General features: G+C 51.9%; 23 protein-coding genes, 1 riboswitch and 1 other annotated feature. Of the genes, 4 read left to right on the top strand and 19 right to left on the bottom strand.

The genetic code is table 11. The features are described 5' to 3' along the window. The first annotated feature begins 20 nt into the window (after positions 1-20). The 3 genes from KQI79_RS18970 to serA all read left to right on the top strand — a co-directional run bounded on the left by KQI79_RS18970 (position 21) and on the right by serA (position 3,542). The gene (locus tag KQI79_RS18970) at positions 21-932 is read left to right on the top strand and encodes a hypothetical protein (protein ID WP_216539868.1); all 912 of its coding nucleotides are present in this window, start codon (positions 21-23) and stop codon (positions 930-932) included. Between the two features lie 185 nt (positions 933-1,117). Next, entirely contained in the window at positions 1,118-1,609 is a 492-nt protein-coding gene (locus tag KQI79_RS18965) for an inorganic diphosphatase (RefSeq protein ID WP_216539867.1), read from the top strand. 50 nt (positions 1,610-1,659) lie between these two features. Further along, positions 1,660-1,894, top strand: a binding site (T-box leader). 61 nt (positions 1,895-1,955) lie between these two features. Beyond that, the gene (serA, locus tag KQI79_RS18960; protein WP_216539866.1) at positions 1,956-3,542 is read left to right on the top strand and encodes a phosphoglycerate dehydrogenase; all 1,587 of its coding nucleotides are present in this window, start codon (positions 1,956-1,958) and stop codon (positions 3,540-3,542) included. Positions 3,543-3,877: 335 nt separating this feature from the next. Here serA and KQI79_RS18955 read toward each other — a convergent pair whose 3' ends face one another. The 19 genes from KQI79_RS18955 to ribD all read right to left on the bottom strand — a co-directional run bounded on the left by KQI79_RS18955 (position 3,878) and on the right by ribD (position 20,923). Next, positions 3,878-4,891 (bottom strand): SDR family oxidoreductase, encoded by a 1,014-nt coding sequence (locus KQI79_RS18955; protein WP_216539865.1) that lies wholly within the window; start codon positions 4,889-4,891, stop codon positions 3,878-3,880. A gap of 123 nt (positions 4,892-5,014) precedes the next feature. Further along, positions 5,015-6,448 (bottom strand): ATP-binding protein, encoded by a 1,434-nt coding sequence (locus KQI79_RS18950; protein WP_216539864.1) that lies wholly within the window; start codon positions 6,446-6,448, stop codon positions 5,015-5,017. Position 6,449: 1 nt separating this feature from the next. Continuing rightward, positions 6,450-7,166, bottom strand: a complete 717-nt coding sequence (locus tag KQI79_RS18945; protein ID WP_216539863.1) for a response regulator transcription factor — start codon at positions 7,164-7,166, stop codon at positions 6,450-6,452. Positions 7,167-7,216: 50 nt separating this feature from the next. Further along, positions 7,217-8,479, bottom strand: a complete 1,263-nt coding sequence (gene ccsA / locus KQI79_RS18940; RefSeq protein WP_290370017.1) for a cytochrome c biogenesis protein CcsA — start codon at positions 8,477-8,479, stop codon at positions 7,217-7,219. Positions 8,480-8,491: 12 nt separating this feature from the next. Continuing rightward, on the bottom strand, positions 8,492-10,138 hold the full coding sequence (resB, locus tag KQI79_RS18935) for a cytochrome c biogenesis protein ResB (protein ID WP_216539862.1): 1,647 nt from the start codon (positions 10,136-10,138) through the stop codon (positions 8,492-8,494). Positions 10,139-10,164: 26 nt separating this feature from the next. Next, positions 10,165-10,677 carry a thiol-disulfide oxidoreductase ResA gene (gene resA / locus KQI79_RS18930; RefSeq protein WP_216539861.1) on the bottom strand — a complete coding sequence of 171 codons (513 nt, stop codon included), beginning with the start codon at positions 10,675-10,677 and terminating at the stop codon, positions 10,165-10,167. A gap of 237 nt (positions 10,678-10,914) precedes the next feature. Continuing rightward, positions 10,915-11,652, bottom strand: coding sequence for a pseudouridine synthase (locus tag KQI79_RS18925; protein ID WP_216539860.1), 738 nt, complete (start codon positions 11,650-11,652; stop codon positions 10,915-10,917). A 20-nt stretch (positions 11,653-11,672) separates the two neighbouring features. Then, positions 11,673-12,014, bottom strand: a complete 342-nt coding sequence (locus KQI79_RS18920) for a peptidoglycan recognition protein family protein (RefSeq protein WP_216539859.1) — start codon at positions 12,012-12,014, stop codon at positions 11,673-11,675. A gap of 96 nt (positions 12,015-12,110) precedes the next feature. Beyond that, positions 12,111-12,644, bottom strand: a complete 534-nt coding sequence (locus tag KQI79_RS18915) for a spore maturation protein (RefSeq protein ID WP_216539858.1) — start codon at positions 12,642-12,644, stop codon at positions 12,111-12,113. A 6-nt stretch (positions 12,645-12,650) separates the two neighbouring features. Next, positions 12,651-13,289 (bottom strand): nucleoside recognition domain-containing protein, encoded by a 639-nt coding sequence (locus KQI79_RS18910; RefSeq protein ID WP_216539857.1) that lies wholly within the window; start codon positions 13,287-13,289, stop codon positions 12,651-12,653. 15 nt (positions 13,290-13,304) lie between these two features. Beyond that, positions 13,305-14,498 (bottom strand): D-alanyl-D-alanine carboxypeptidase family protein, encoded by a 1,194-nt coding sequence (locus KQI79_RS18905; protein ID WP_216539856.1) that lies wholly within the window; start codon positions 14,496-14,498, stop codon positions 13,305-13,307. A 105-nt stretch (positions 14,499-14,603) separates the two neighbouring features. Beyond that, positions 14,604-15,086, bottom strand: coding sequence for a GerW family sporulation protein (gene ytfJ / locus KQI79_RS18900; protein WP_216539855.1), 483 nt, complete (start codon positions 15,084-15,086; stop codon positions 14,604-14,606). Then, positions 15,059-15,733: a DUF2953 domain-containing protein gene (locus KQI79_RS28325; RefSeq protein ID WP_216539854.1), complete on the bottom strand. Its 675-nt coding sequence runs from the start codon at positions 15,731-15,733 to the stop codon at positions 15,059-15,061. The genes ytfJ and KQI79_RS28325 overlap by 28 nt, the downstream gene beginning before the upstream one ends. 157 nt (positions 15,734-15,890) lie before the next feature. Next, positions 15,891-16,490: an SMC-Scp complex subunit ScpB gene (scpB, locus tag KQI79_RS18890; protein WP_216539853.1), complete on the bottom strand. Its 600-nt coding sequence runs from the start codon at positions 16,488-16,490 to the stop codon at positions 15,891-15,893. After that, positions 16,459-17,250 (bottom strand): segregation and condensation protein A, encoded by a 792-nt coding sequence (locus tag KQI79_RS18885; protein ID WP_216539852.1) that lies wholly within the window; start codon positions 17,248-17,250, stop codon positions 16,459-16,461. The genes scpB and KQI79_RS18885 overlap by 32 nt, the downstream gene beginning before the upstream one ends. 101 nt (positions 17,251-17,351) lie before the next feature. After that, the gene (gene ribH, locus KQI79_RS18880) at positions 17,352-17,819 is read right to left on the bottom strand and encodes a 6,7-dimethyl-8-ribityllumazine synthase (RefSeq protein ID WP_216539851.1); all 468 of its coding nucleotides are present in this window, start codon (positions 17,817-17,819) and stop codon (positions 17,352-17,354) included. A 40-nt stretch (positions 17,820-17,859) separates the two neighbouring features. Next, entirely contained in the window at positions 17,860-19,095 is a 1,236-nt protein-coding gene (locus KQI79_RS18875) for a bifunctional 3,4-dihydroxy-2-butanone-4-phosphate synthase/GTP cyclohydrolase II (protein ID WP_216539850.1), read from the bottom strand. A gap of 36 nt (positions 19,096-19,131) precedes the next feature. After that, complete coding sequence (gene ribE / locus KQI79_RS18870; RefSeq protein WP_216539849.1) at positions 19,132-19,791, bottom strand: riboflavin synthase; 660 nt, start codon at positions 19,789-19,791, stop codon at positions 19,132-19,134. A gap of 19 nt (positions 19,792-19,810) precedes the next feature. Beyond that, complete coding sequence (ribD, locus tag KQI79_RS18865) at positions 19,811-20,923, bottom strand: bifunctional diaminohydroxyphosphoribosylaminopyrimidine deaminase/5-amino-6-(5-phosphoribosylamino)uracil reductase RibD (RefSeq protein ID WP_216539881.1); 1,113 nt, start codon at positions 20,921-20,923, stop codon at positions 19,811-19,813. Positions 20,924-21,139: 216 nt separating this feature from the next. Further along, a riboswitch (FMN riboswitch) is annotated at positions 21,140-21,298 on the bottom strand. Positions 21,299-21,521: 223 nt separating this feature from the next. Here ribD and KQI79_RS18860 point away from each other — a divergent pair. After that, a complete protein-coding gene (locus KQI79_RS18860) occupies positions 21,522-21,791 on the top strand; it encodes a hypothetical protein (protein WP_216539848.1) in 270 nt (89 codons plus the stop codon).

Raw genomic sequence — 21,791 nt, 5'->3', positions numbered from 1 at the left:
TAGAAGGAGAGCAACATACAATGGAGAAACGACCTTCGCGAATCGAATTTTTGTTTAGTCTCGGCTTTATTTTTATGCTAATATGCGCTGTCGGGGCCTTCTTCTACGGGGTAAAAGTAGGCACGGATCGCACGGAGGCGAAATATGCCGAAAAAAATTCGGTCGCAGCCGCTCCCCACAAAGACGCTACATATTCGCAGCAAGATCTGGTTACATTCTATCATACCGTACTGTTGCCGTTTCGGGATTTTCAGAAACAATGGTTCGATACGCTCGACACGTTCGGAACCGACGCTTCGACCGATCAAGCTGCCGCTTTGAAAGCATTGCGCAAAACGGCGCAAAAGCAATACGGAATCGCGAACCAACAATCGATGACCAATGCGGCCCCGCTGCTGCAAGAGGCGCAGACGAACTACTTAAAAAGCTTGAAATTGTTCGATGACGGAATCGGCAACCTGGTGAACAAAGCCAACACGCTGCCAAGCACCGTATTGATCGCCGAATTGGAAAAGGACAATTATATTAAAAATGCCGTCTCGTTCGCGCTTCAAGGGCAACAACAATATTACGACACGATTTTAAAATGGGGCTCGAGGATGCAAAGCGATATTCCCGGACAATTGGAAGCCAAATCGAATGTTTCCTTCGCCGAATGGAAAAGCTATCCGTTAACGGTGAAAAATCGCATCATTACGGATATGCTGCTTGCCGGGCAAAGTTTCAAACCGTTCTATCCGCATGATCTTACGGCGAAAACCGATCAAATGATTGCAAGCGGCGGAGCCGACAAATTGAAATTGCAAACGATAGACGACGTTGTCAACTTGTTGTTAAGCACCGATGCCGTCCGTTTCGACGACTTTTTGAAGCAGAAGAACAAGCAATACGACGGGGAATTGTTGCCGCAGCTGCCGTTTTTCTACGAATAAATGCAAAAATCGCATCATGGATATACGTATTTGCATCATATCGAAAAAACGAATTTTGATCAAGCGAATGCGGCGTTTTCACTTGCCAATCGGTTGTTCGTTGCTATAAAATAGTAGAGGTTAGGTCGATAATCATATAAACCCGCTCGGAATTATATGATTCAATGTAAAGGAGGAGCAACCACATGTCTAATTTAATTGTTGACGCATTCATTGAAATTCCGACAGGCAGCCAAAACAAATACGAATTCGACAAAGAAAAAGGCGCCTACGTTCTGGACCGTGTTCTTTATTCGCCGATGCACTACCCTACCGAATACGGTTATTTGGACGGCACTCTCGCTTTGGACGGGGATCCGCTCGATATTTTGGTGTTAACTTCGTTTCCGACGTTCCCGGGCTGCGTGATCGAGTCCCGCGTCATCGGCGTTCTGATCATGTCCGACGATAAAGGTCAAGACGAGAAGCTGCTGGCCGTTCCGACGAAAGATCCGCGTTTCAAAGATGTCAATTCGCTGAATGACGTGCCGGAACATAAACTGAAAGAAATCGCGCACTTCTTCCAAGTGTATAAAGATTTGGAAAACAAGAAAACCGAAATCGAAGGTTGGAAAGATGCGGATTTCGCCAAAAATCTTTATGAAGAATGTGTGAAAAGAGCTGGCGGCAATCAATAATTGTATTGACACCGATTTTGCGTCGTGATACATTATGGAAAATATATGCGTTAGATGCGATGAAGGAACAATGGCCCAAGCGATCAACCTGCAGAGAGCCGGTGGCGGGTGAAAACCGGCGGAGACGTTTGGCGTTAACAGCACTCCTGAGCAGCTGTATTGAACCGACAGTAGGTACAGCCGGCAGAAACCGTTATCGTTCATGGTCGTAAGACCGGTGAGGTTATACTTGTAGACAGTATAACGAATTAGGGTGGCACCACGAAATAAACTCTCGTCCCTTACCTGCGCAAGCAGTATGCGGATCGAGGGTTTTTATATTTTAAAACTTTTAGGAGGAGTAACCATGTTTAAAGTGTTAGTATCCGATCCGATCAGCGATATGGGAATTCAGCAGCTGATGGACGCTCCGGATGTGCAGGTCGATAAAAAGACGGGCCTGAGCGAGGACGAACTCATCGCCATTATTCCCGAATACGACGCGCTGCTCGTTCGCAGCCAAACGAGAGTGACCGAGAAGATTATGACCGCCGGCAAACAGTTAAAAGTTGTGGGACGAGCCGGAGTCGGCGTCGACAACATCGATTTGGAAGCCGCCACGAAGCGCGGCATTATCGTCATTAACGCTCCCGACGGCAATACGATTACGACTTGCGAGCATACGTTTGCAATGATGATGGCGCTGGCTCGCCATATTCCGCAAGCGTACGTGAAAACGATCAACGGGGATTGGGACCGTAAATCGTTCCTCGGCGTAGAGTTGCGCAACAAAACGCTGGGCGTGCTCGGCATGGGACGGATCGGCAGCGAAGTGGCGAAACGGGCGAAAGCGTTCGGCATGAACATTCTGGGCTACGATCCGTTTCTGACGGAAGAACGCGCCGAGAAGCTGGGCGTGACGATGGCTTCCGTGGAGGATATCGTGCGCAACGCCGATTTCATGACGGTCCATACGCCGCTGACGCAGGAGACGCGGCATATGATTTCCCGCCCGCAATTCGAAATGATGAAGAAAGGAATGCGGGTCATCAACTGCGCGCGCGGCGGCGTCGTCGACGAAACGGCGCTGATTGAAGCGATCGATCAAGGAATCGTTGCCGGAGCGGCGTTCGACGTGTTCGAGGAAGAGCCGCCCCGGGCCGACCATCCGTTCTTGAATCATCCGAAAGTGATCGTTACGCCGCATCTCGGCGCATCCACCGTCGAAGCCCAAGAAAATGTGGCGATCGACGTATCGGAACAAGTGCTTCACATATTGCGGAACGAACCGTACAAAAATGCGGTCAATATGCCGTCCGTACCGGCAAGCGTGCTGAGCAAGCTGCAAGGATATTTCAAATTGGGCGAGCAGCTCGGCAGCTTCGTCTCTCAAATGACGGAAGGCGCCATTCAGGAAGTGGTTGTCAGCTATGCCGGCGATCTGTCCGAAGTGGATACGCAGCCTTTAAACCGCTATATTCTGAAGGGCGTTCTTGAATACCATCTCGGCAACGATGTGAACGTCGTCAATTCGATGCATCTTGCCAAAGTGCGCGATGTGAACGTCGTCGTGCAAAAATCGTCAAAGACGAAAGGTTTTACCAACTTGATTACTGTCACGCTCAAAACGAAAAAAGAAGAACGGACCGTTGCCGGTACGCTCTTGCATGGATACGGCGAACGGATCGTCCAAATCAATCAATATCCGGTCGATCTCGCTCCGGAAGGACATCTCGTTCTCATTCGCCATAACGATAAACCGGGCATGATCGGACATGTCGGCACGCTGCTCGGCAACAATGACGTCAACATCGCTTCCATGCAGGTCGGCCGCGCCAACGTAGGCGGAGACGCGATTATGCTGCTGGGCGTCGATAAGGAAGTTCCGAAAGACGTGCTCGCCAGCTTGACACAGCTGCAAGGCATTAACGCCGCCAAAGAAATTACGTTGTAAAAATATAGGTGAAACCGCCGGAGGGATACGCTCCGGCGGTTTTTGTATACTTGACAGGCTTCAGGCTTATGAATAGCTCCGAAAACTACCGTTAATTTCCGCATTTTCCCGGCTAATCTTTGATTAGATGGAAAAACCGGAGCTATTTTCTTGCGACGCTCATTTTCTTGGAGCATTCTCAATATTAACTCCAGTAAATACCGTTACTTGATGCGCTACCGCCCATATGAGCAATTTAACTCCAGTAATACCGCTAATTAAACGTCTGCCGCAATGCGAAAAACGCGTAAAACGCGGCGGCTGCGAGAGTTTACGCAGCCGCCTATTCCACCCGTTCATTGCGATCGGTTACGCAGCCATTCCTCGATCAGCTCTTGCTCCCGTTCCCGCGGCAAGCCGACGCGCAGCGCCGGAACATCCGCCCTTCCCTGCCGCTCAAGCCAATGCAGCGTATCTTCGATCGTGCGGGACAGCGGACGGAACGCGAGGCCCTCCCGCAGCGCCTTCTCGCATGATATGCGATAAAAGCCGGCATGCAACGCTTCCGATTCGGGCAGCCATAATGGAAAATCGCTAAACGGCAACACATTCCGCTCCAATAAAAACGAATCGTCGATCCAGACGAATTCCGCAGCGCTTCCGGCGACTTCGCGCGCCGTTTCCGCCAGCCCGCCCATCGTCAGCGGAGCGTCGCCGAGTCCGACGGCATTATAGACGCCTGCGGCCCGCTGCTCCGCCATACGAACGATCCATTCCGCCAAATCGCGCACATCGATGATTTGAATGACTTTATCCTTCTTCCCCGGGATCAGCGTCCTTCCGCCTTGACGAATGCGCCAAGGCCAATAAGTAAACCGGTCCGTTCGATCATCCGGGCCGACGATCAATCCCGGACGAACCGTCAGAACGCGCCCGGGCAGCTTCTCCTCCAATACTCGTTCGCACAACGCCTTGAGCGGCCCGTAGGTCTCTCCATCTACCTGTTCCGTCGAGTCGTCGTCCAATGTGCCTGCCGGATATCGTTCGTCGATTGAAGCGGCGGCGAAATCGCGGTACACCGATATCGAAGAAACGAATATGTACCGTTCGACCGCGTCCCGGAGCAACTCGGCCGATTGACCGGCAATGCGCGGCACATACGCCGAAGGATCGATGACCGCATCCCAGCTTCGCCCGCGGAGCGCATCCAAACCGTTGTCGCGGTCTCCCGTCAGCTTCTCGACGCCCGGGAATAAATCCGCGTTCGTCTGGCCGCGATTAAACATTGTCACTTCATGACCCTTGTCCAATGCGGCTTGAACGATATGCTTGCCTACAAAGACGGTGCCGCCCAGCACTAATAGTTTCATGGCCCAGCCTCCCCCGCTTTTAATTCATGAATCCATTATAACCTATTCCTCTGTTCCACGAACAACAAGATTAATCTTGTTCTTTCAGCAAAAAAACACTCTCTAATCGAGAGTGTTTGCGGTTTAGCCTTGCTTTTCGACAGGAAGTTTGACGGTGAATGTCGTACCTTTCCCGACGGTGCTGTCTACGGAGATCGTGCCGTTATGCGCTTCGACGATATTCCTCACGATCGCGAGGCCAAGTCCCGTCCCGCCGCTCAATTCGCGCTTTCGCGCTTTATCGGCCTTGTAGAAGCGCTCGAAGATGAACGGCAAATCTTCGGAAGGAATGCCCTGCCCTTCATCGGATACTTTCAACACGATTACCGGTCCGCTGCTCGTCGTCTCGCGATCGGCCGTCATCCGGATTTGCACCCCGCCGGACGTATGCCGGAACGCATTGTCCAGCAGATTGGTCAACACTTGCTCCAGACGATCTTCATCCGCCGCCATTAACGTTAAATCTTCCGCCCGCCGGTCGTAGTGCAGCATAATGTCCCGCTCTTTGGCGAGTACGGTAAACTTGCGGTAGACGCGCGTCAGCAATTGCTCCACATCCACCTTGTCGTGCTTCATTTCCATATGTCCCGCTTCCATGCGCGCCAAATCGAGCAAATCTTTCACAAGCCTGCCCATGCGCAGCGACTCGTCATAAATGACCTGCACCATTTCCCGGCGCTCTTCCGGCGTTGCCGCGATATCGTCCAGCAGCGCTTCGCTGTATCCTTGCAGCATAGATAGCGGCGTCCGAATTTCATGCGACACATTGGCCAAGAAATCTTTGCGCAGCTTCTCCATCCGAACCTCTTCGGTCACGTTCCGCAGCACGGCGACCACCCCGCGCACCGCGTTGAGCGAATGGAGAGGCGCGAGGGATACCGACCATACTTCCTGTTTCACATGAACTTTGGTGCTGATGTCGCGCCCTTGCTCAAGCACGGTCCGGAACAGCGCGTACATCGGTTCGGGCACTTGCATCGCCGGCTTGCGGACATCGTTCTCCTGCGATTCATGCCAATCGATGACGTTCCACGTTTGCAAAATGGCCTCTCCCGGCGGATTCGCCGATATCATCTGCCCTTCCGCGTCAAAGGTAATGACCGCGTCCGTCATGCTGCGCAAAACGCTGGACAGATGTTCTTTCTCATGATTCAAATCCTGAATCGTAATTTTCAGCTCGCCGGCCATATGATTGAACGTTTTCGCCAATTCTCCGATTTCATCCGTCGACCGGGTCGCCACATGCGCCTCATAATTCCCGTTACGGATCAAGTCCGCCGCCTTCTTGATGGAGCGCAAAGGCTGCGTTATTTTGTAGAACAAGAAAAATGCGAAAAACGTCGTCAATAAAAACCCGCTGATCCCGGTGTAAATAAACATTTTTTTGATCCCTGGCGCATTGCTGTAATGGAAGTCGATATAATTCAATAAATAGACGCCCACGATCAACAACACAAACGCAACGAGACCGATAATCGTCATCCACAGCTTGCCGACTACGCTTCTCCAAAACGACACGTTATTTCGGCACCTCTAACTTGTAGCCTACGCCCCAAACGGTTGTAATCATCGCTGCGGATTCCGGGGATACTTTATTCAATTTTTCGCGCAACCGTTTCACATGCGTATCGACCGTGCGCAGATCGCCGAAAAACTCGTAATTCCAAACGTCCTTCAACAATTCTTCGCGCGAAAATACTTTATCGGGCGATACGGCCAAGTAATGAAGCAGCTCGTATTCTTTCGGCGTCAATCCGACTTCATGCCCTCCCGCCGTTACGCGGTGAGCGTCATGCTCGATCAACAGATGCGGAAAAACGATATTGTTGCTGGAATTCGTTTCTTTGGACAAGTAGGCCGTTGCGGAAGAACGCCTCAATATCGCTTTCACGCGATAGATGACTTCCCGCGGACTAAACGGCTTTACGACGTAATCGTCGGCCCCTACCTCGAACCCTTGAACCCGGTTGATTTCTTCCCCTTTGGCGGTCAGCATCAACACCGGCGTCGCCTTGGATTGGCGCAGGCGGAGGCATACTTCGACCCCGTCAATTCCCGGCAGCATCACGTCAAGCAGAATCAAATCGTAATCGTTGTTCAGCGCTTTTTGCAGCGCCGTTTCGCCGTCTTCCGCTTCTTCAATCTGGTATCCTTCTTTTTCCAAATACATTTTCAACAGCCGCCGAATCCGTTCTTCGTCGTCGACGACCAAAATGCGATGATTTAGATCTGCCATATGCTAAACAACCCTTTCTTACTGAAAGTTATGTCAATTCTTCGGATCTATTATACTCCGGCATAAGAATGAAGTCCCGCGATAATCAAATTCACCCCGACCAGCGTGAACATGACGACCATCAGACCGATCACCGCAAGCCAGGACGATTTCGTTCCGTGCCAGCCGCGGGATAAGCGCAAGTGCAAATATGCGCTGTAAAACAGCCAAACAATCAAAGCCCATACTTCCTTCGGATCCCAGCCCCAGAAGCGCGACCAGGCGATCTGCGCCCAGATCATGGCAAATACGAGCGCTCCAAGCGTAAAGATCGGGAACCCGATCGCAATCGCCCGGTAGCCGATCTCGTCCAGATCTCTCGGATCGATCCCGTCCATAATCGGCTGAATCGCTTCCCCGATCGGTTTGCGCAATATGAGCCGCAACAAGCCGAACAAAAGCACGCCGGAAAGCAGCGACCAAATGACGGTGTTCAATTTCCGGCCCGCGTTGACGCCTTCCATCCAGGACGGTGCGTTGAACAGCGGTTTATTCAAGCCTAGAAACGGCTGATACGATTTCACTTCGCTATTATGCGGCCCAACGATCGGAGGCATCGTATACTTCACATCTTCGACCTTCGTCTGTTGTTGGCCCGCGGAATCGACATACTCGGTCGTTTGCGTAAACTCGGCCTCGTATCCCGCGCCTCTGAATATAAATACGCAGGCGATAAAACCGACAACAACCAAAATGGAAAATATCGTAAATTCAAGCCATCGCTGCGAGCGAATCGCCGCTTTCGTCTTCGCTTTAAAATCCATCGTGCGCAGCAAATACATGAATCCCGCGGCAAAACCGACGGCGAAGAACGCTTCGCCCAATGCCGCGAGCGACACATGCAATTTCAGCCAGATCGAATCGAGCGCCGGGATCAGCGGCTGCACTTCTTGCGGAAAGACGGAAGCGTACCCCATAATGATGACGGCGATCGGCAGAGAGAATACGCCAAGCACCGGGGTGCGATAAATCAGGTAGACGACCGTGAACGCCACCATGATCAACATCGCGAGCAAAGACATGAATTCATACATATTGCTGTTTGGGATATGGCCTCCGCCGATCCAGCGGGTAATGAAATACGTGAATTGAGCGGCCAGACCCAGGCAAGAAGTTACGAAGGAGATGCGGCCCCAACGCTTCACATGTTTCTCCGGGTCCCGCCCTCCCCACGATTTCCCCGCCATCGTCACAACGTAGAAAAGAAACGCCAGGCAATATAAGAAAAACGCCACTAAATATGCATCGCTGCTTATGTCGAGCAATACTTTCATTTATGATCCCCCTTAATTATCGAGCGACTTCGGATCGATTTCTATATCCATTTGCTTCAAGAAAGAAGCGACCTCTTTGCGCATTCCGTACCAGTTTTTGTTCGTATGCGCGCCAAGCGATAACGTTCGACCGTCGATACGGAGCCAAATGCGGCGATGCTGCCAATAAAATCCGAGCACAAGCCCGATCACCGAAATGCCCGCTCCGATCCAAATAAACGGCATCGCTTTATCGACGCGAATATTCAAGTAGCTGGTCGAAGCCGAAAAATCGACATTCTCCATGCCATTCACTTTCAATTCAAACTTGTCGGCAAATGCTCCGTTAATCGCATCTTGCTGGAAGCGCTCCTTATCGATTTCTCGCGGGAAATACATATACGGCTGTCCATCTTCCGGCAAGCCCGGCCCTTGAATGATAAAAATAAATACAGGTGCGTTCGGTTCTTGCGATTTCGTTCGCGGCTTCCCGTCTTCAGTCAATGCAAAATCCAAATACTTCTCCTTCAAAATAAATCGATAAGGACCTGCCACGTATTCGGGGGCGGAATCTTTCATTTTCAATTCGAATTTGCCGTACACTTCTCCCGTTTCCTTATTGCGGAACTCCGGCGTAACCGAGCGCAGTTTCGGCGTCAAATCGAAATCGAACTGGTAAGCCATCAAGCCTTTGTAATTCATCGGATCGTTGACAATAATGTTATGACGGTCCACTTCTTTCAGGACAGGTTCTTTCGTTACGTCTTCGCAGTTGGCGGTACATTCGTACATGACCGCTTTCGTTTCGTACTTTTTGGCGATCAGACGGCCTTGCCCTTGAAACTCCTTCGGCAAATCTTCCTCGCCGTAATATTCGAGCGTAAACTTCTCATTCTTCAAATAGAAGTTCGTATCCGGGATTCTCACGATTTCCCCTTCGGGAAATGCGGTGTATTGATCCATATGCCAGCCCGGTATGCCGCGCGCCAATACGGCCAATAAAAAAATAATAAGCCCGATATGATTAATGTAGGGGCCCCATCTGCTAAAGCGGTTTTTCTCGGCGAGCAGCGCCGTCCCGTCCCAGAACACCTTATAATGTTTCCGCTTCAACGGTTTGACGGCTTGTTCGACCCAAGCTTGCGGATCCGCATCGATTTCTTCCTGGTACACGACTTTCTGGCGCGTAATGAATTGCAAATGTTTGCGCACCTGCTGTTTGCTGAGCGCGCGGTACAGCGGCAATACGCGGTCCAAGCTGCAAATGACGAGCGACGCGCCGATCATGACGAGCAGCGTAATGAACCACCAGGATCCGTACGTATTCGCCAAGCCCAACTTGTAGTAAATCTCGCCCATCGTACCATACGTATTTTTATAGAAGTCGGCCGGCACGCTCCCGATAAACGTGTTTTGCTGCGGATAAATGGTCCCCAGCATAGAAGCGAGCAGCGTGATGACGATCAGCCATACCGCAACTTTGACGGACGAGAAAAAACGCCAAACGAGGTCGATGATCGACGGATTCGCCTTCTGCGATTTCCGCGCTACCCCGTCATAGCGCATCTCCAGCGGTTCCTTCGAATCTTCCCCTTCCAGCAAAGGCTTGCCGCAGGCTTCGCATAACACGGTTCCGACCGCATTCTGGTGTCCGCATTCGCATTTCGTATTCTCAAACACTACGGTGACCTCCTGCTACTATGAAATCATAAACGTTGTAAGTTGCTTTCCAATACATTCCGGGTCAACTCGCCAATGCGGATATCGACAATTTTGCCCTCGGAACTGATAAAGACCGTCGTAGGGAGCGGGCCAATGCCGTACTTGCGGGTCGTCTGCTTCTCTTTGTCCAGCAGCAGCGGAAACGTGACGCCGAATTGCTTGACGAAATTGCTGACCGTCATTTGATCCTCGCCGACGTTAATGCCGAGAAATACCACGTTCCGGTCTTTCCACACTTTCGATTGTTCCTCCAATAGAGGCATTTCCCTTACGCAAGGCTCGCACCAAGAGCCCCAAAAATTAACGACAAGGCCTTTCCCTTTATAATCTTCAAGATTGTGAACGCTGCCGTCCGTTCCAAGCAAAGAAAATGCGGGGGGCTTGTCGCCGACTTGAGGCTTGCCGTCAGAAGCGAATAAAGACGAACCTATCGCATAACCGCCTAAAATTAAAATACCGAGCAATATGACGATTTGAATCGGTTTATTTTTCTTCATGTCCCATTCTCCTAACGAAATCGCTTCGATCCCGCCTTCGCGTCAGACTTCGAAGCGTATGTATCTTGTAACGAAACACCTCCGACGCCCGTCCGGTTGCCGCAATGACCAAAGTCACAACCGAAGCGATACGGAATATATATCCTATGAACATTATAGCGAAAGTTGGAGCAGGAACAGCTACATTATTGTGAAAATTATGTGTCACAGCAACAAGTTCAGGCAGTTTATGCGCCGTTATTTGCTATCCCGTTTCTTCTTCGCCGCCTGCTTCAGTTCATTTACTTCTTGCGCGGTTAACAAGCGGTATCGCCCGCGTTTCAAATTTTGCAAAGACAATTCGCCGAACTTGATTCGTTTCAACCGAACGACCGGGTGGGAAATCGCTTCGAACATGCGGCGCACCTGCCTGTTGCGGCCTTCGTAGATCGTAATCCGGATCGTCGCTTCGTTCTTGTCCGGATCGACGTCCTGATATTCGACCTCGGCGGGCGAGGTCATTCCATCTTCTAACATTATACCCTCTTTGAGCCGATCCAACTGCGTGCCGTGCGGGACCCCTTTGACGGTAGCCAAATACGTCTTCGGCACATGATGCTTCGGATGCGTTAATAGATTGGCGAATTCGCCGTCATTCGTAAGCAGCAGCAAACCTTCCGTATCGTAATCGAGGCGGCCGACCGGATACACACGCTCCCGGACGCCGGCCAAAAAGTCGGTAACCACCTTTCGGCCTTGCGGATCGTTCGCGCTCGTTATGACGCCTTTCGGCTTGTTGAACATCATATATATCTTTTTTTCGGTTGCAATCGGTTTTCCGTTTACCGTAATGAGATCGTTTGCCGGATCCGCTTTCGTTCCGAGCGTCGTCACGGCTTGTCCGTTCACTTCAACCTTTCCTTGCAAGATCAGTTCCTCGCATTTTCTGCGGGATGCGACGCCGGCCGCCGCCAAAATCTTCTGTAATCGTTCCATTTCTTCTCGTCACCTCAAACCTAATGATAACCATCCGAACCGGAAATCACAAGTTCGTTCCACGGAAAATAAAGACCCGGGCATTGCCCGTCGTGGGAATACGTATTTCCGAGCGGAATACGGTACACCTCCGATAGCCTGGCGATCAATTTCCGGGCGATAAACAACTGCTCTAGTTCCGAGGGGTATAAAACAGGCGGGAAACGGGAAAAATCACCTTCGATGCAAAGGTGAATGTAGTGGGGATCGGTTAATGCCGGAGCGGGGACGACATCGCCGCTGCGGAGAATCATAAAATCATAGCCTTTCCCGTTTATGGACGGACAGGCCGAATGGTGGATCACAAAGCCTTCGTACTGCATACGGTTTACACCTCTTCCCCCCGTAAAACTGCTACAGTATATGTGTCCGTCCGCCATTCGGTTCGGCGGCGGGGGAAGGAGATGCGCGCACGCGCATTAACTGAAAACGAGATAGCATATAAAAATGGCGGCGACAAATCCGACCAAATCGGAGATAAGGCCGACCTTCAAGGCGTACAGCCCTTTCTTGACGCCGACCGCGCCGAAATATACGGTCAGCACGTACAACGTCGTATCGGTGCTGCCCTGAATCGTCGAAGCCATGCGGCCGATCATCGAATCGGGCCCGTATTGTTTAATCAATTCGGTCGTAAAGGCGAGCGAGCCCGAGCCGGTTATCGGACGCAGCAGCCCCAGAGGCAGCACTTCGCTCGGTACGCCTAAATAATCGAATAAAGGTTTCGCGAAGCCGACCAAAAAATCCATCGCACCGGACGCGCGAAATACGCTGATTGCAACCATCATCCCGACAAGATGGGGAATGATGCGGATCGATGTGTCGAATCCGTCCTTCGCCCCTTCAACGAACGATTCGTATACGGGCACTTTTTTAAATATGGCATATAGCGGAATAAACACGATTATTGCGGGAATCGCCCAACTGGAAATCGTCGTCACCAGCGAATACAATGCAAATCATCCTTTCACATGCGTGCTTTCGGACGGCGGCGCCGCCGGTGGCAAAGGCGGATGCGTGCGCAATCTTACGATCCGGAACCAGCGGTCGGCGGCGATAGCGACGATCGTGGCAATCGCGGTGGCGATCAGCGTCGTGCCGACGATTTCGGCGGGATTGGCCGAATTGAAATTCATGCGGATCGCAATTAATGTCGCCGGAATTAACGTAATGCTGGACGTATTGATTGCAAGCAGCGTGCACATGGCCGGCGTGGCCGTATCTTTATTCGGGTTGAGCTTCTGCAGCTCTTCCATCGCTTTGATGCCCATCGGCGTGGCCGCATTGCCCAGTCCCAGCAAATTGGCGCTCATATTCGACATAATATAGCCGATTGCGGGATGATCTTTCGGCACGTCGGGAAATAAAAACCGGACGACCGGATTTAGCAATGCGGCAATTTTTTTCAACAGTCCTCCGTCTTCGGCGACACGCATCATTCCGAGCCAAAATACCATCACGCTGATCAGCCCGAAACAGACGGTGACGCCCGTTTTCGCTCCTTCAAAAGCCGCTTCCGTCACGATATCGATGCGCCCTTGCGCCGCGGCGGCAATAAATCCGATCACGATAAAGAACAGCCAAATATAATTCACCATAAGCCTTTTCCCTCCCTATCGTCCATTCGCGTTTCCGGGCGTAAGCAGCGACCTGACCGCCGCCAGAAACGCTTCGCGCCAATTCGTAATCGCCGCAGGCTTCGGATACGGGTTAGGCGCCCCTTTCGCCGCGACGGTATATGCCCGCTGCTGTTTCATAACCGGGCTGTCCTTCTCGTACACGGGCACCGATCCGATCTCATTGCCGCCGAGCGCAATGACGATTTTCCCGCGATAACCAAGCCTGTAATCAAGCGATTTGGACGGGGCCAGAACGAGCTTCGTACGAATGCGTTCTTCCTCCCCTTCGGCGAACGGGTAGGCGAATGTTTGTCCAACCTGATAAGAATAATTTTCGATGTCTTGTCCTTTGCGAACGACATCTTTCAACGGGAAGTGCTCAAAGCCGTAGTCGAGCATTTTGCGGTGATCGTTCCAATCGTCCCCGTCGTTCAGCGTGACTGCGGCTAACTGCTGGCCGCCTCGCGTGGCCGAGCTGACGAGGCAGCGAAGCGCTTTTTTCGTATATCCCGTCTTCACTCCGTCGGCTCCCTCGTACATGTGCAGCATTTTATTTTTATTTCTCCATTTATAATCCCATGAATCGTTCGGATTCGGCGCCGTTTTCACTTCCGTTTTGACGATACTCCGAAATACCGGATTTTTGAGCGCATATGCGGTTAGCTTCGCCAGATCGTTCGCCGTGGAATAGTGATCGTCTTCATCCAAACCGTGCGGATTTTTGAAATGCGTCTGCTCCAATCCGAGCAGTTCCGCTTTCCGGTTCATCATCAGAACGAACCCTTCCTCCGAACCGCCGACATGCTCGGCGACGGCCGTCGCCGCGTCATTGCCGGATTGAAGCATCATCCCGTACAGCATGTCCTGCAAGCTCATCTCTTCCCCAAGTTTCAAATATAGCGACGATCCTTCCTTGCCGAAGGCGCGTTTGCTTACCTTTACTTTATCGGACAGCGTGCCGTGCTCGATCGCGACGATCGCGGTCATAATTTTCGTTAAGCTTGCAATCCGCATCCTGATATCGCCGTTTACGTGATACAGGATTCGCCCGGATTCCACATCGATCAGCGCAGCGGCTTTCGCGCTTGTATGGAGGCGCGGCGGTTCCGCCGACGCAAGCATAGCAGGGAGCGAAGCGAATAGCGCGAATATAACAGCGATTTTAAGCAAATAAAAAGCCGTTCTCATGCGTTCAACCTCCGACAATAAGCTTACTTGTACAAGTATATGCTTATCCGATTCGGAGTATGACCGGAGAGAATGGCTTCTTATCGGCAATACGTTTGGCGCGGGTTACTGGACTTGATTGTTATTCTGCTCGGTATGCGTCGTCGTCGTTTGCGTCGTCGTCGTTTGCGCGCCCGTTTGATTCATTTTGGCGCCTTTCATCATATTTTGAAAATTGTCCATAAATTGCGGAAGCGAATCGATCACCCGCTCGACAAGATGCGTTTGGTTGTCGAGCGATACGATTTTCACCCCGTGCGTACCTACGACCAAAAACGCAATCGGCGTTATGGTAACGCCGCCGCCCGTACCGCCGCCGAACGGCAGCGCCACGCTCGCGTTATGAGCGTCGGATTTCGCAGCCGATTTATCGTCCGAAGGAAATTCGCTCCCCCCGGCCGCGAACCCGAAGCCTACTTTACTTATAGGCAATATCACGCTGCCATCCGCGGTTTGTACCGGTTCGCCGACGATCGTGTTGACGTCTACCATATTTTTCAAATTTTCCATAGACGTTTTCATTAAGCCTTGAATAGGATGTTCTGCCACGTCCTGAGACCTCCTTTCACTTTTAGAACGCGAACTATAAGTGCAAGTCCCGCAACTATAGCCTGCCCGAAGCGGATTTTCGCTATGCAGTCCAGTTCTGTGGCAAATTGCGGTGTATGAAATTGCGGATATACGGCGAGCTGCGGGTTCTGCATAAATCGGAACGTTGCGGCCGCCCAGCCGGCCGCAACGCTCTTGACCGCCCAGACGACGCCGGTCGCAATCGCCGTATCGGCCGCGCTGCCGATCCCGATATCGGTCGACCAATTCATTCTCGTTACCCGGATTTTGCGCAAAAATTGTTTGTACCAAATCGACCAGCCGCTCGTGGCATTGACAAGCAATTGAAATCGATCGTAAGCTTGTTTCACTTTTTCAAAATCGAGTTGTCCTTCAGCTTCCTTGCTATGAGAGCCGAATACGTTATCCGTTTCTTTCTGGCGGTACGCCAAACCTTTGTGCCATCCTTCGAACGAGAGCCGCGGCACTTTGTAATCCAACTTGACAAGACCAAGCAGCAGCCGGATTTGCACTGTGATGTCGTCGTTCTGAGCATATTTACGAAAATGAACATGTATTTGGATATCGGACAACCATATGGTTACGAGTACAACGAGCAGGATGCCGATGCAAATCCAAACCCACACTGTGGAACCCTCCTCACCTTGATCCGAAGAAACATCGCTTCGAATGAGCCCGTCTGCATAAAATTAGTATGGCATAGCGAGGGTAATATTATCATGTCGCACCTCAGGTCAAAAAGAAAAACCCCGACACTTGTCAGGGTTATGATATGATTTGAAATTAGTCCACATCGTCGATCGTAAGTTGACGCCCTTCCAGCTTCTCGAACAGCAGTTGCGTTTCTTCCTCCAGCAATTCGCCGCTCTCGAACGCCGACGAATCGGGCAAGCCTTCCAAGCTGTCCAGGCCGAAATAATCGAGGAACGCTTTGGTCGTGCCGTACAGAATCGGACGGCCGACCGCCTCCGCGCGTCCGACTTCTTCGATCAAGTCTTTGGCGGCGAGCGTGTGGATCGCCCGGTCCGACTTTACGCCGCGAATTTCTTCGATTTCAATCCGCGTAATCGGCTGGCGGTACGCAATGATGGACAGCGTCTCGAGCGCCGCTTGCGACAAGGCGGAACGGGAGGGCGAGTAGGCGAGCCGCTCAAAATAAGGCGCATGTTCGGGGATGGTCGTCAACTGAAACGCTCCGGCTATTTCCACGATTTGCAAGCCGCGGTTCCCCCGTTCGAAATCGCCCTTCAGATCGAATACGACGTCCCGGACCAAATCGGCGGGCTGCTCGACCACCTCGGCGATTTGTTTAGCGGTTAAGCCTTCATCCCCCACCAAAAACAGCAGCCCCTCAATAATCGATTTCAGCTTCTGAAAATCCATTCGCAGCTTCTTCCCCTTTCCACTGAATCACAATATCTTCAAACAGGCGATTTTGATAGCAGCTGATTTGCTTCATTTTCATCAATTCCAAAATCGCCAGAAACGTAACGACAATCTCATGCCGATACATTTCCTCATGAATCAGCTTCGAGAATAACATTCTATCTCCCGGAAGAAGCGTGCGCAGCGTATGAACGATGTCGCGAATCCGGTCTTTCACCGAAATTTCGTCGCGCTCGATCCGGGCGACCGTATGTCTGCGGGCCGCTTTGCGCAGCGCTTTTTGAAAGGCGATAATAAGATCGGCCGTATGCAGCCCTTGGACCGGATTTTCTTGAACGGTCGGCATGAACGGCGTCAAATCTTCGGGTTCCTTCGTATAAATAAGGCTGCGCTCCAACTCTTTATCGCGAAGATGCTGCGCAATTCCTTTATACTTGCGGTATTCCACCAGCTTCTGGATCAATTCTTCGCGCGGATCTATTTCATCTTCATATTCATACTCAAAATCGTCAATTTCAATAACGGGCGGTTTCGGCAGCAAAACTTTGCTTTTGATCGACAAAAGCGTCGCGGCCATCACTAAAAATTCGCTGGTGATCTCAAGTTCGAGTTCCTGCATGGTGTCTAAATATTCCATATATTGGTCCGTAATTTCGCTAATGGAAATTTGATAGATGTCGATTTCCGCCTTATCGATCAGATGAAGCAGCAAATCGAGCGGCCCCTCGAACGTTTCCAGCTTGTACAGTACCGCCAATGAACTTCCTCCCGCTTTCCGTCAAAAAATAGAACGATGCGCCGCTTAACCGACTGACGTATCGGCAGCATGAAAAATATCGTCTTCTATTTTAAATAGCACTAATTGAACTGTTTCGTCAAGTTCGCCATTTCGATTGCGGTTACGGCCGCTTCCCATCCTTTGTTGCCGGCCTTCGTTCCTGCGCGTTCGATCGCTTGTTCGATGCTATCCGTCGTCAATACGCCGAATACGGTCGGTACCCCCGTTTTTAAATTAATGGCCGCAACCCCTTTGGACACTTCGCTGCAAACGTAATCGAAATGCGGCGTCGATCCGCGAATGACCGCGCCGAGCGTAATGACCGCGTCGTACTTGCCGCTCTCCGCCATTTTCTGGGCGATCAACGGAATTTCGAACGCGCCCGGCACCCATGCGACATCGACTTCGCCGTCTTCCGCGCCGTGGCGTTTCAAGGCGTCCAACGCGCCGCTAAGCAGCTTGCTGACGATAAATTCGTTGAAACGTCCGGCGACGATGCCGTATTTTAATCCTTGCGATACTAAATTTCCTTCAATAAAGTTTGCCATTTGAAATCATCCTCTTCTCATAGATTTGGTATATTGCCGACTATACGGTCTCGTTTTGCTCGATCTCGTCAAATTGCAGCAAATGCCCAAGCTTGTCTTTTTTCGTATGCAAGTAATTCGTATTGTCTTCATTTTCTTCCATTTGCAGCGGAACGCGTTCGACCACTTGCAAACCATATCCCTCAAGCCCTTTAATTTTGCGCGGATTGTTCGTCAGCAAGCGCATTTTGCGCACGCCGAGATCTTTCAATATTTGCGCCCCGATGCCATAGTCGCGAAGATCGGGCGGAAAACCGAGCTTGACATTGGCGTCCACCGTATCCAAGCCTTGCTCCTGCAGCTTGTAAGCTTTCAGCTTATTGATCAATCCGATGCCGCGGCCTTCCTGGCGCATATACAGGAGCACGCCCTGGCCGGCTTCTTCGATTTGACGCAGCGCGGCGGCAAATTGCGGCCCGCAATCGCAGCGATGGGAGTGGAATACGTCCCCCGTCAAACATTCCGAATGCACTCGTACCAGAATCGGCTGGCTGCTGTCGATCATGCCTTTCACGAGCGCCAAATGCTCTTTCCCGTCGACATCGTTCGTATAGGCGACCGCTTTGAACAAGCCGAAATCGGTCGGCATCCGCACTTCGACTTCGCGGTGCACCAACTTCTCTTTCTCATTGCGGTAACGGATCAAATCTTGAATCGAGATGAGCTTCAGCCCGTGCTTCCGGGCGATTTCGACCAAGTCGGGCAGCCGCGCCATCGTCCCGTCCTCTTTAATGACTTCGCAGATGACGCCCGCCGGGTACGATCCGCACATGCGCGCGAGATCGACCGCAGCTTCCGTATGTCCGGCACGCCGCAGCACGCCGCCTTTTTTGGCGATCAACGGAAAAACATGGCCAGGCTTGCGGAAATCCGCCGCCTTCGTCTTCGCGCCGATCAGAGCCTTAATCGTATCCGAACGCTCGAAAGCGGAAATTCCGGTCGTCGTATCGACATGATCGACGGATACGGTAAACGCGGTGCCGTGATTGTCGGTATTATGCGCCACCATCGGCGGAAGCTCGAGCTCCTGGGCCCGTTCTTCCGTAATCGGCATGCATACGAGCCCGCGGCCTTCCTTAATCATAAAGTTGATGACTTCCGGCGTGGCCTTATCCGCAAGCGCCAAGAAATCTCCTTCGTTTTCCCTGTCTTCATCGTCGACGACGATGATCACTTTGCCCATCATCAGATCGTAAATCGCTTCTTCGATCGGATCTAAACGGAAATTGTCGTCCATCGCTTTCTTACCCCCTAATGATGTTATCGTTACTCGTTACAGAAAACCGTTTTCCGTCAAAAACTGCTCGGTCAAGCGGGAAGATTGCGGTTTGCCGGGAGACTTCCGGAATCCCAGCAAATGCTCCACATATTTGCCCAATACGTCGCACTCCATATTGACCGTATCTCCCGCCTTCTTATGCTGAAGGACGGTTTCCGCCAGCGTATGCGGGATAATCGAGACGGTAAACGTTCCGTCATCGATATCGGCAATCGTCAAACTGATGCCGTCAAGCGTGACCGACCCTTGCGGGATCATGTATTTGAACAAATCGCCATTTTCCGGTCTTACTTGAAACAACACCGCATTCGCCTCGTCGACGCGTTTCAGAATCGTGCCTACCCCGTCCACATGCCCTTGAACGATATGTCCGCCGAAGCGGCCGTTCGCCTTCATCGCCCGTTCCAGATTGACGGGGCTTCCCGCTTGCAGCAGCTTCAAATTCGTATGCCGATACGTTTGCGGGGTAACATCGACGTGAAACGACGATTCATTGAATGCTGTAACCGTCAAACAGACGCCGTTGATCGCGATGCTGTCGCCGAGCGCCACGTCGTCCATAATTTTGGAGGCGCCAATCGTCAACACCATCGCCTCTCCTTTGCGGCCGATCCGCCATAGCGTGCCGATTTCTTCCACAATTCCTGTAAACATGCTCTCCGCGGCCTCCTTTCTAGCTTTTCGTTTCCGCGGCCTGCGGATATCCGCTTATCCATACGTTATCGCCAATCCGTTCGACGGCCATATCCGTCAACGCGATCGCATCGCTCATCCGCGCAAACCCGTCGAATTCGAAGCTGCCCGGCGCCTGCGCGCCTCCGATAATTTTCGGTGCGAAGATCAGCATCATTTTATCGACCAAGCCGGCGGCCAGCATCGCCCCGTTCAATTTGCCGCCGCCTTCCAGCAGGATCGAGGCGATCTCCCGCTCGCCGAGCAGTCGCATCGCCAGAGGCAGATCTACGGTCGGTCCGGGTCCGCAGCGAATCACTTCGGCGCCCCGTCCGCGCAGTTCCTCCGCCCGCCCCTCGCTCGCTCCGTCGGTTGTCAGAATCACGGTCTTGGCCAGGCCGTCATTCAACATTCGCGCCTCGCTTGGAATGCGCAGCGTCGAGTCGACGACGATCCGGATCGGGTGCAGCCCCGGAACCGGAAGCCTTGTCGTCAGCTGCGGATCGTCGGCGATCGCCGTTTGGGCGCCGATCATAATCGCTTGATGGCGATGGCGCAGCGTATGAACGATCTGCCGGGATTCCGCATTGGATATCCATTTGCTGTCTCCCGTTTTGGCGGCGATTTTGCCGTCAAGCGTGCTGGCCGTTTTCAACGTGACGAAAGGAAGCTTTGTCGTAATATATTTATTGAATGCTTCGTTCATTTGCTCGGCTTCGCGCTTCAACACGCCGACCTGCACTTCGATGCCATGCTCCCTAAGCTTCGCAATGCCCGATCCCGCCACTTGCGGATTCGGGTCGGCGCAGGCCACGACGACGCGCTTCACTTTGCTGTCGATAAGCCGATCGCTGCAAGGCGGCGTCTTGCCGTAATGGCTGCAAGGCTCGAGCGTAACATAGGCCGTACCGCCTTCCGCTTCTGCTCCGGCCATGCGAAGCGCGTGAACTTCCGCATGTTCTTCTCCGCGCTTTAAATGCGTGCCGAGGCCGACGATGCGGCCGTCCTTGACGACGACGCAGCCGACGACCGGGTTAATGCCGGTCTGGCCGAGCGCTTTCTCCGCCATTTGCAGCGCCATTCGCATATAGAACTCATCGCCAATCGTCTCCATCTTCTCACCACCGTCCCGATTTAAATTCATGAAAAAAAGCCCCTTTGGCACTCATTACCAAAGGGGCTTGTAGGACGAAATCAAAAAACGCAGCCGGTATCAAATAAGCGCATGTGCAAACAAGCCTGAGAAAGGGCGAACTTTCGCAGGAAAAATAAGCACTATTTTTTCATGTGAAAAAAAGTACGACTCTACCGATATCAAATTGAATCACTGCGTCTCCTTCTCCCATCCAGACTGTTACTGTCGGTCTCGGACTTGCACCGAGTCAACCGTCAAGAATCGTTCGATTCGAGCCGGGTCACGGACTGAACGCAATCGTAAGGATCGCGTATCACCGTCGGTAGGGAATTGCACCCTGCCCCGAAGGATTGATGTTTGCCAGTAAACATCTTGTATGAATAGTAGCACTAAAAAAATGAAAAAGCAAGGATATTCATCCTTGCGCATCCCCGTTCTACCGTTTATCATGCAAACGGCTATGCCCATCGTCTTTCCTATCGCAAAAATACGATTTCCGGACTGGCCGCGAAGCGCATAACGCCAAGCCCCGGCACATATGGTTTTACAAAACGCCATAGGTGAGAGGATGGTACGAATGGAGAAATTCGATTTAAGAACGACGATTAAAATTCGCAACCAGTTAGACCAGATGCATGTCATGTTAATGACGCATGCTCAGGACGGCAATCCGAACTTGCTGCGCATCGTCGACAATTTATGCGGCATCGCCGCCATGTTCGCGGATATGAAAGTGCAGGAACTGAAGGGCGACGTTCAAACTCCGGATCCGCAAGACTATATTCAGAAAAAACTGTCCCTGATCCGGAGCGAATTGGATACGTATTTCACGCACTCCAAAGTGTAG

The sequence above is a fragment of the Paenibacillus sp. MSJ-34 genome (genome assembly GCF_018918005.1).
Lineage (GTDB): Bacteria > Bacillota > Bacilli > Paenibacillales > Paenibacillaceae > MSJ-34.
The sequence above is the reverse complement of the archived record's forward strand: the minus strand, read 5'-3'. Positions and strand labels throughout refer to the sequence as shown.

Excerpts from the sequence above, each read along its gene's own strand:
- KQI79_RS18970 (WP_216539868.1), top strand. The coding sequence starts at position 21 with ATGGAGAAACGACCTTCGCGAATCGAATTTTTGTTTAGTCTCGGCTTT.
- KQI79_RS18965 (WP_216539867.1), top strand. The coding sequence starts at position 1,118 with ATGTCTAATTTAATTGTTGACGCATTCATTGAAATTCCGACAGGCAGC.
- serA (WP_216539866.1), top strand. The coding sequence starts at position 1,956 with ATGTTTAAAGTGTTAGTATCCGATCCGATCAGCGATATGGGAATTCAG.
- KQI79_RS18955 (WP_216539865.1), bottom strand. The coding sequence starts at position 4,891 with ATGAAACTATTAGTGCTGGGCGGCACCGTCTTTGTAGGCAAGCATATC.
- KQI79_RS18945 (WP_216539863.1), bottom strand. The coding sequence starts at position 7,166 with ATGGCAGATCTAAATCATCGCATTTTGGTCGTCGACGACGAAGAACGG.
- ccsA (WP_290370017.1), bottom strand. The coding sequence starts at position 8,479 with ATGAAAGTATTGCTCGACATAAGCAGCGATGCATATTTAGTGGCGTTT.
- resA (WP_216539861.1), bottom strand. The coding sequence starts at position 10,677 with ATGAAGAAAAATAAACCGATTCAAATCGTCATATTGCTCGGTATTTTA.
- KQI79_RS18925 (WP_216539860.1), bottom strand. The coding sequence starts at position 11,652 with ATGGAACGATTACAGAAGATTTTGGCGGCGGCCGGCGTCGCATCCCGC.
- KQI79_RS18920 (WP_216539859.1), bottom strand. The coding sequence starts at position 12,014 with ATGCAGTACGAAGGCTTTGTGATCCACCATTCGGCCTGTCCGTCCATA.
- KQI79_RS18910 (WP_216539857.1), bottom strand. The coding sequence starts at position 13,289 with ATGGTGAATTATATTTGGCTGTTCTTTATCGTGATCGGATTTATTGCC.
- KQI79_RS18905 (WP_216539856.1), bottom strand. The coding sequence starts at position 14,498 with ATGAGAACGGCTTTTTATTTGCTTAAAATCGCTGTTATATTCGCGCTA.
- scpB (WP_216539853.1), bottom strand. The coding sequence starts at position 16,490 with ATGGATTTTCAGAAGCTGAAATCGATTATTGAGGGGCTGCTGTTTTTG.
- ribH (WP_216539851.1), bottom strand. The coding sequence starts at position 17,819 with ATGGCAAACTTTATTGAAGGAAATTTAGTATCGCAAGGATTAAAATAC.
- KQI79_RS18875 (WP_216539850.1), bottom strand. The coding sequence starts at position 19,095 with ATGGACGACAATTTCCGTTTAGATCCGATCGAAGAAGCGATTTACGAT.
- ribE (WP_216539849.1), bottom strand. The coding sequence starts at position 19,791 with ATGTTTACAGGAATTGTGGAAGAAATCGGCACGCTATGGCGGATCGGC.
- ribD (WP_216539881.1), bottom strand. The coding sequence starts at position 20,923 with ATGGAGACGATTGGCGATGAGTTCTATATGCGAATGGCGCTGCAAATG.
- KQI79_RS18860 (WP_216539848.1), top strand. The coding sequence starts at position 21,522 with ATGGAGAAATTCGATTTAAGAACGACGATTAAAATTCGCAACCAGTTA.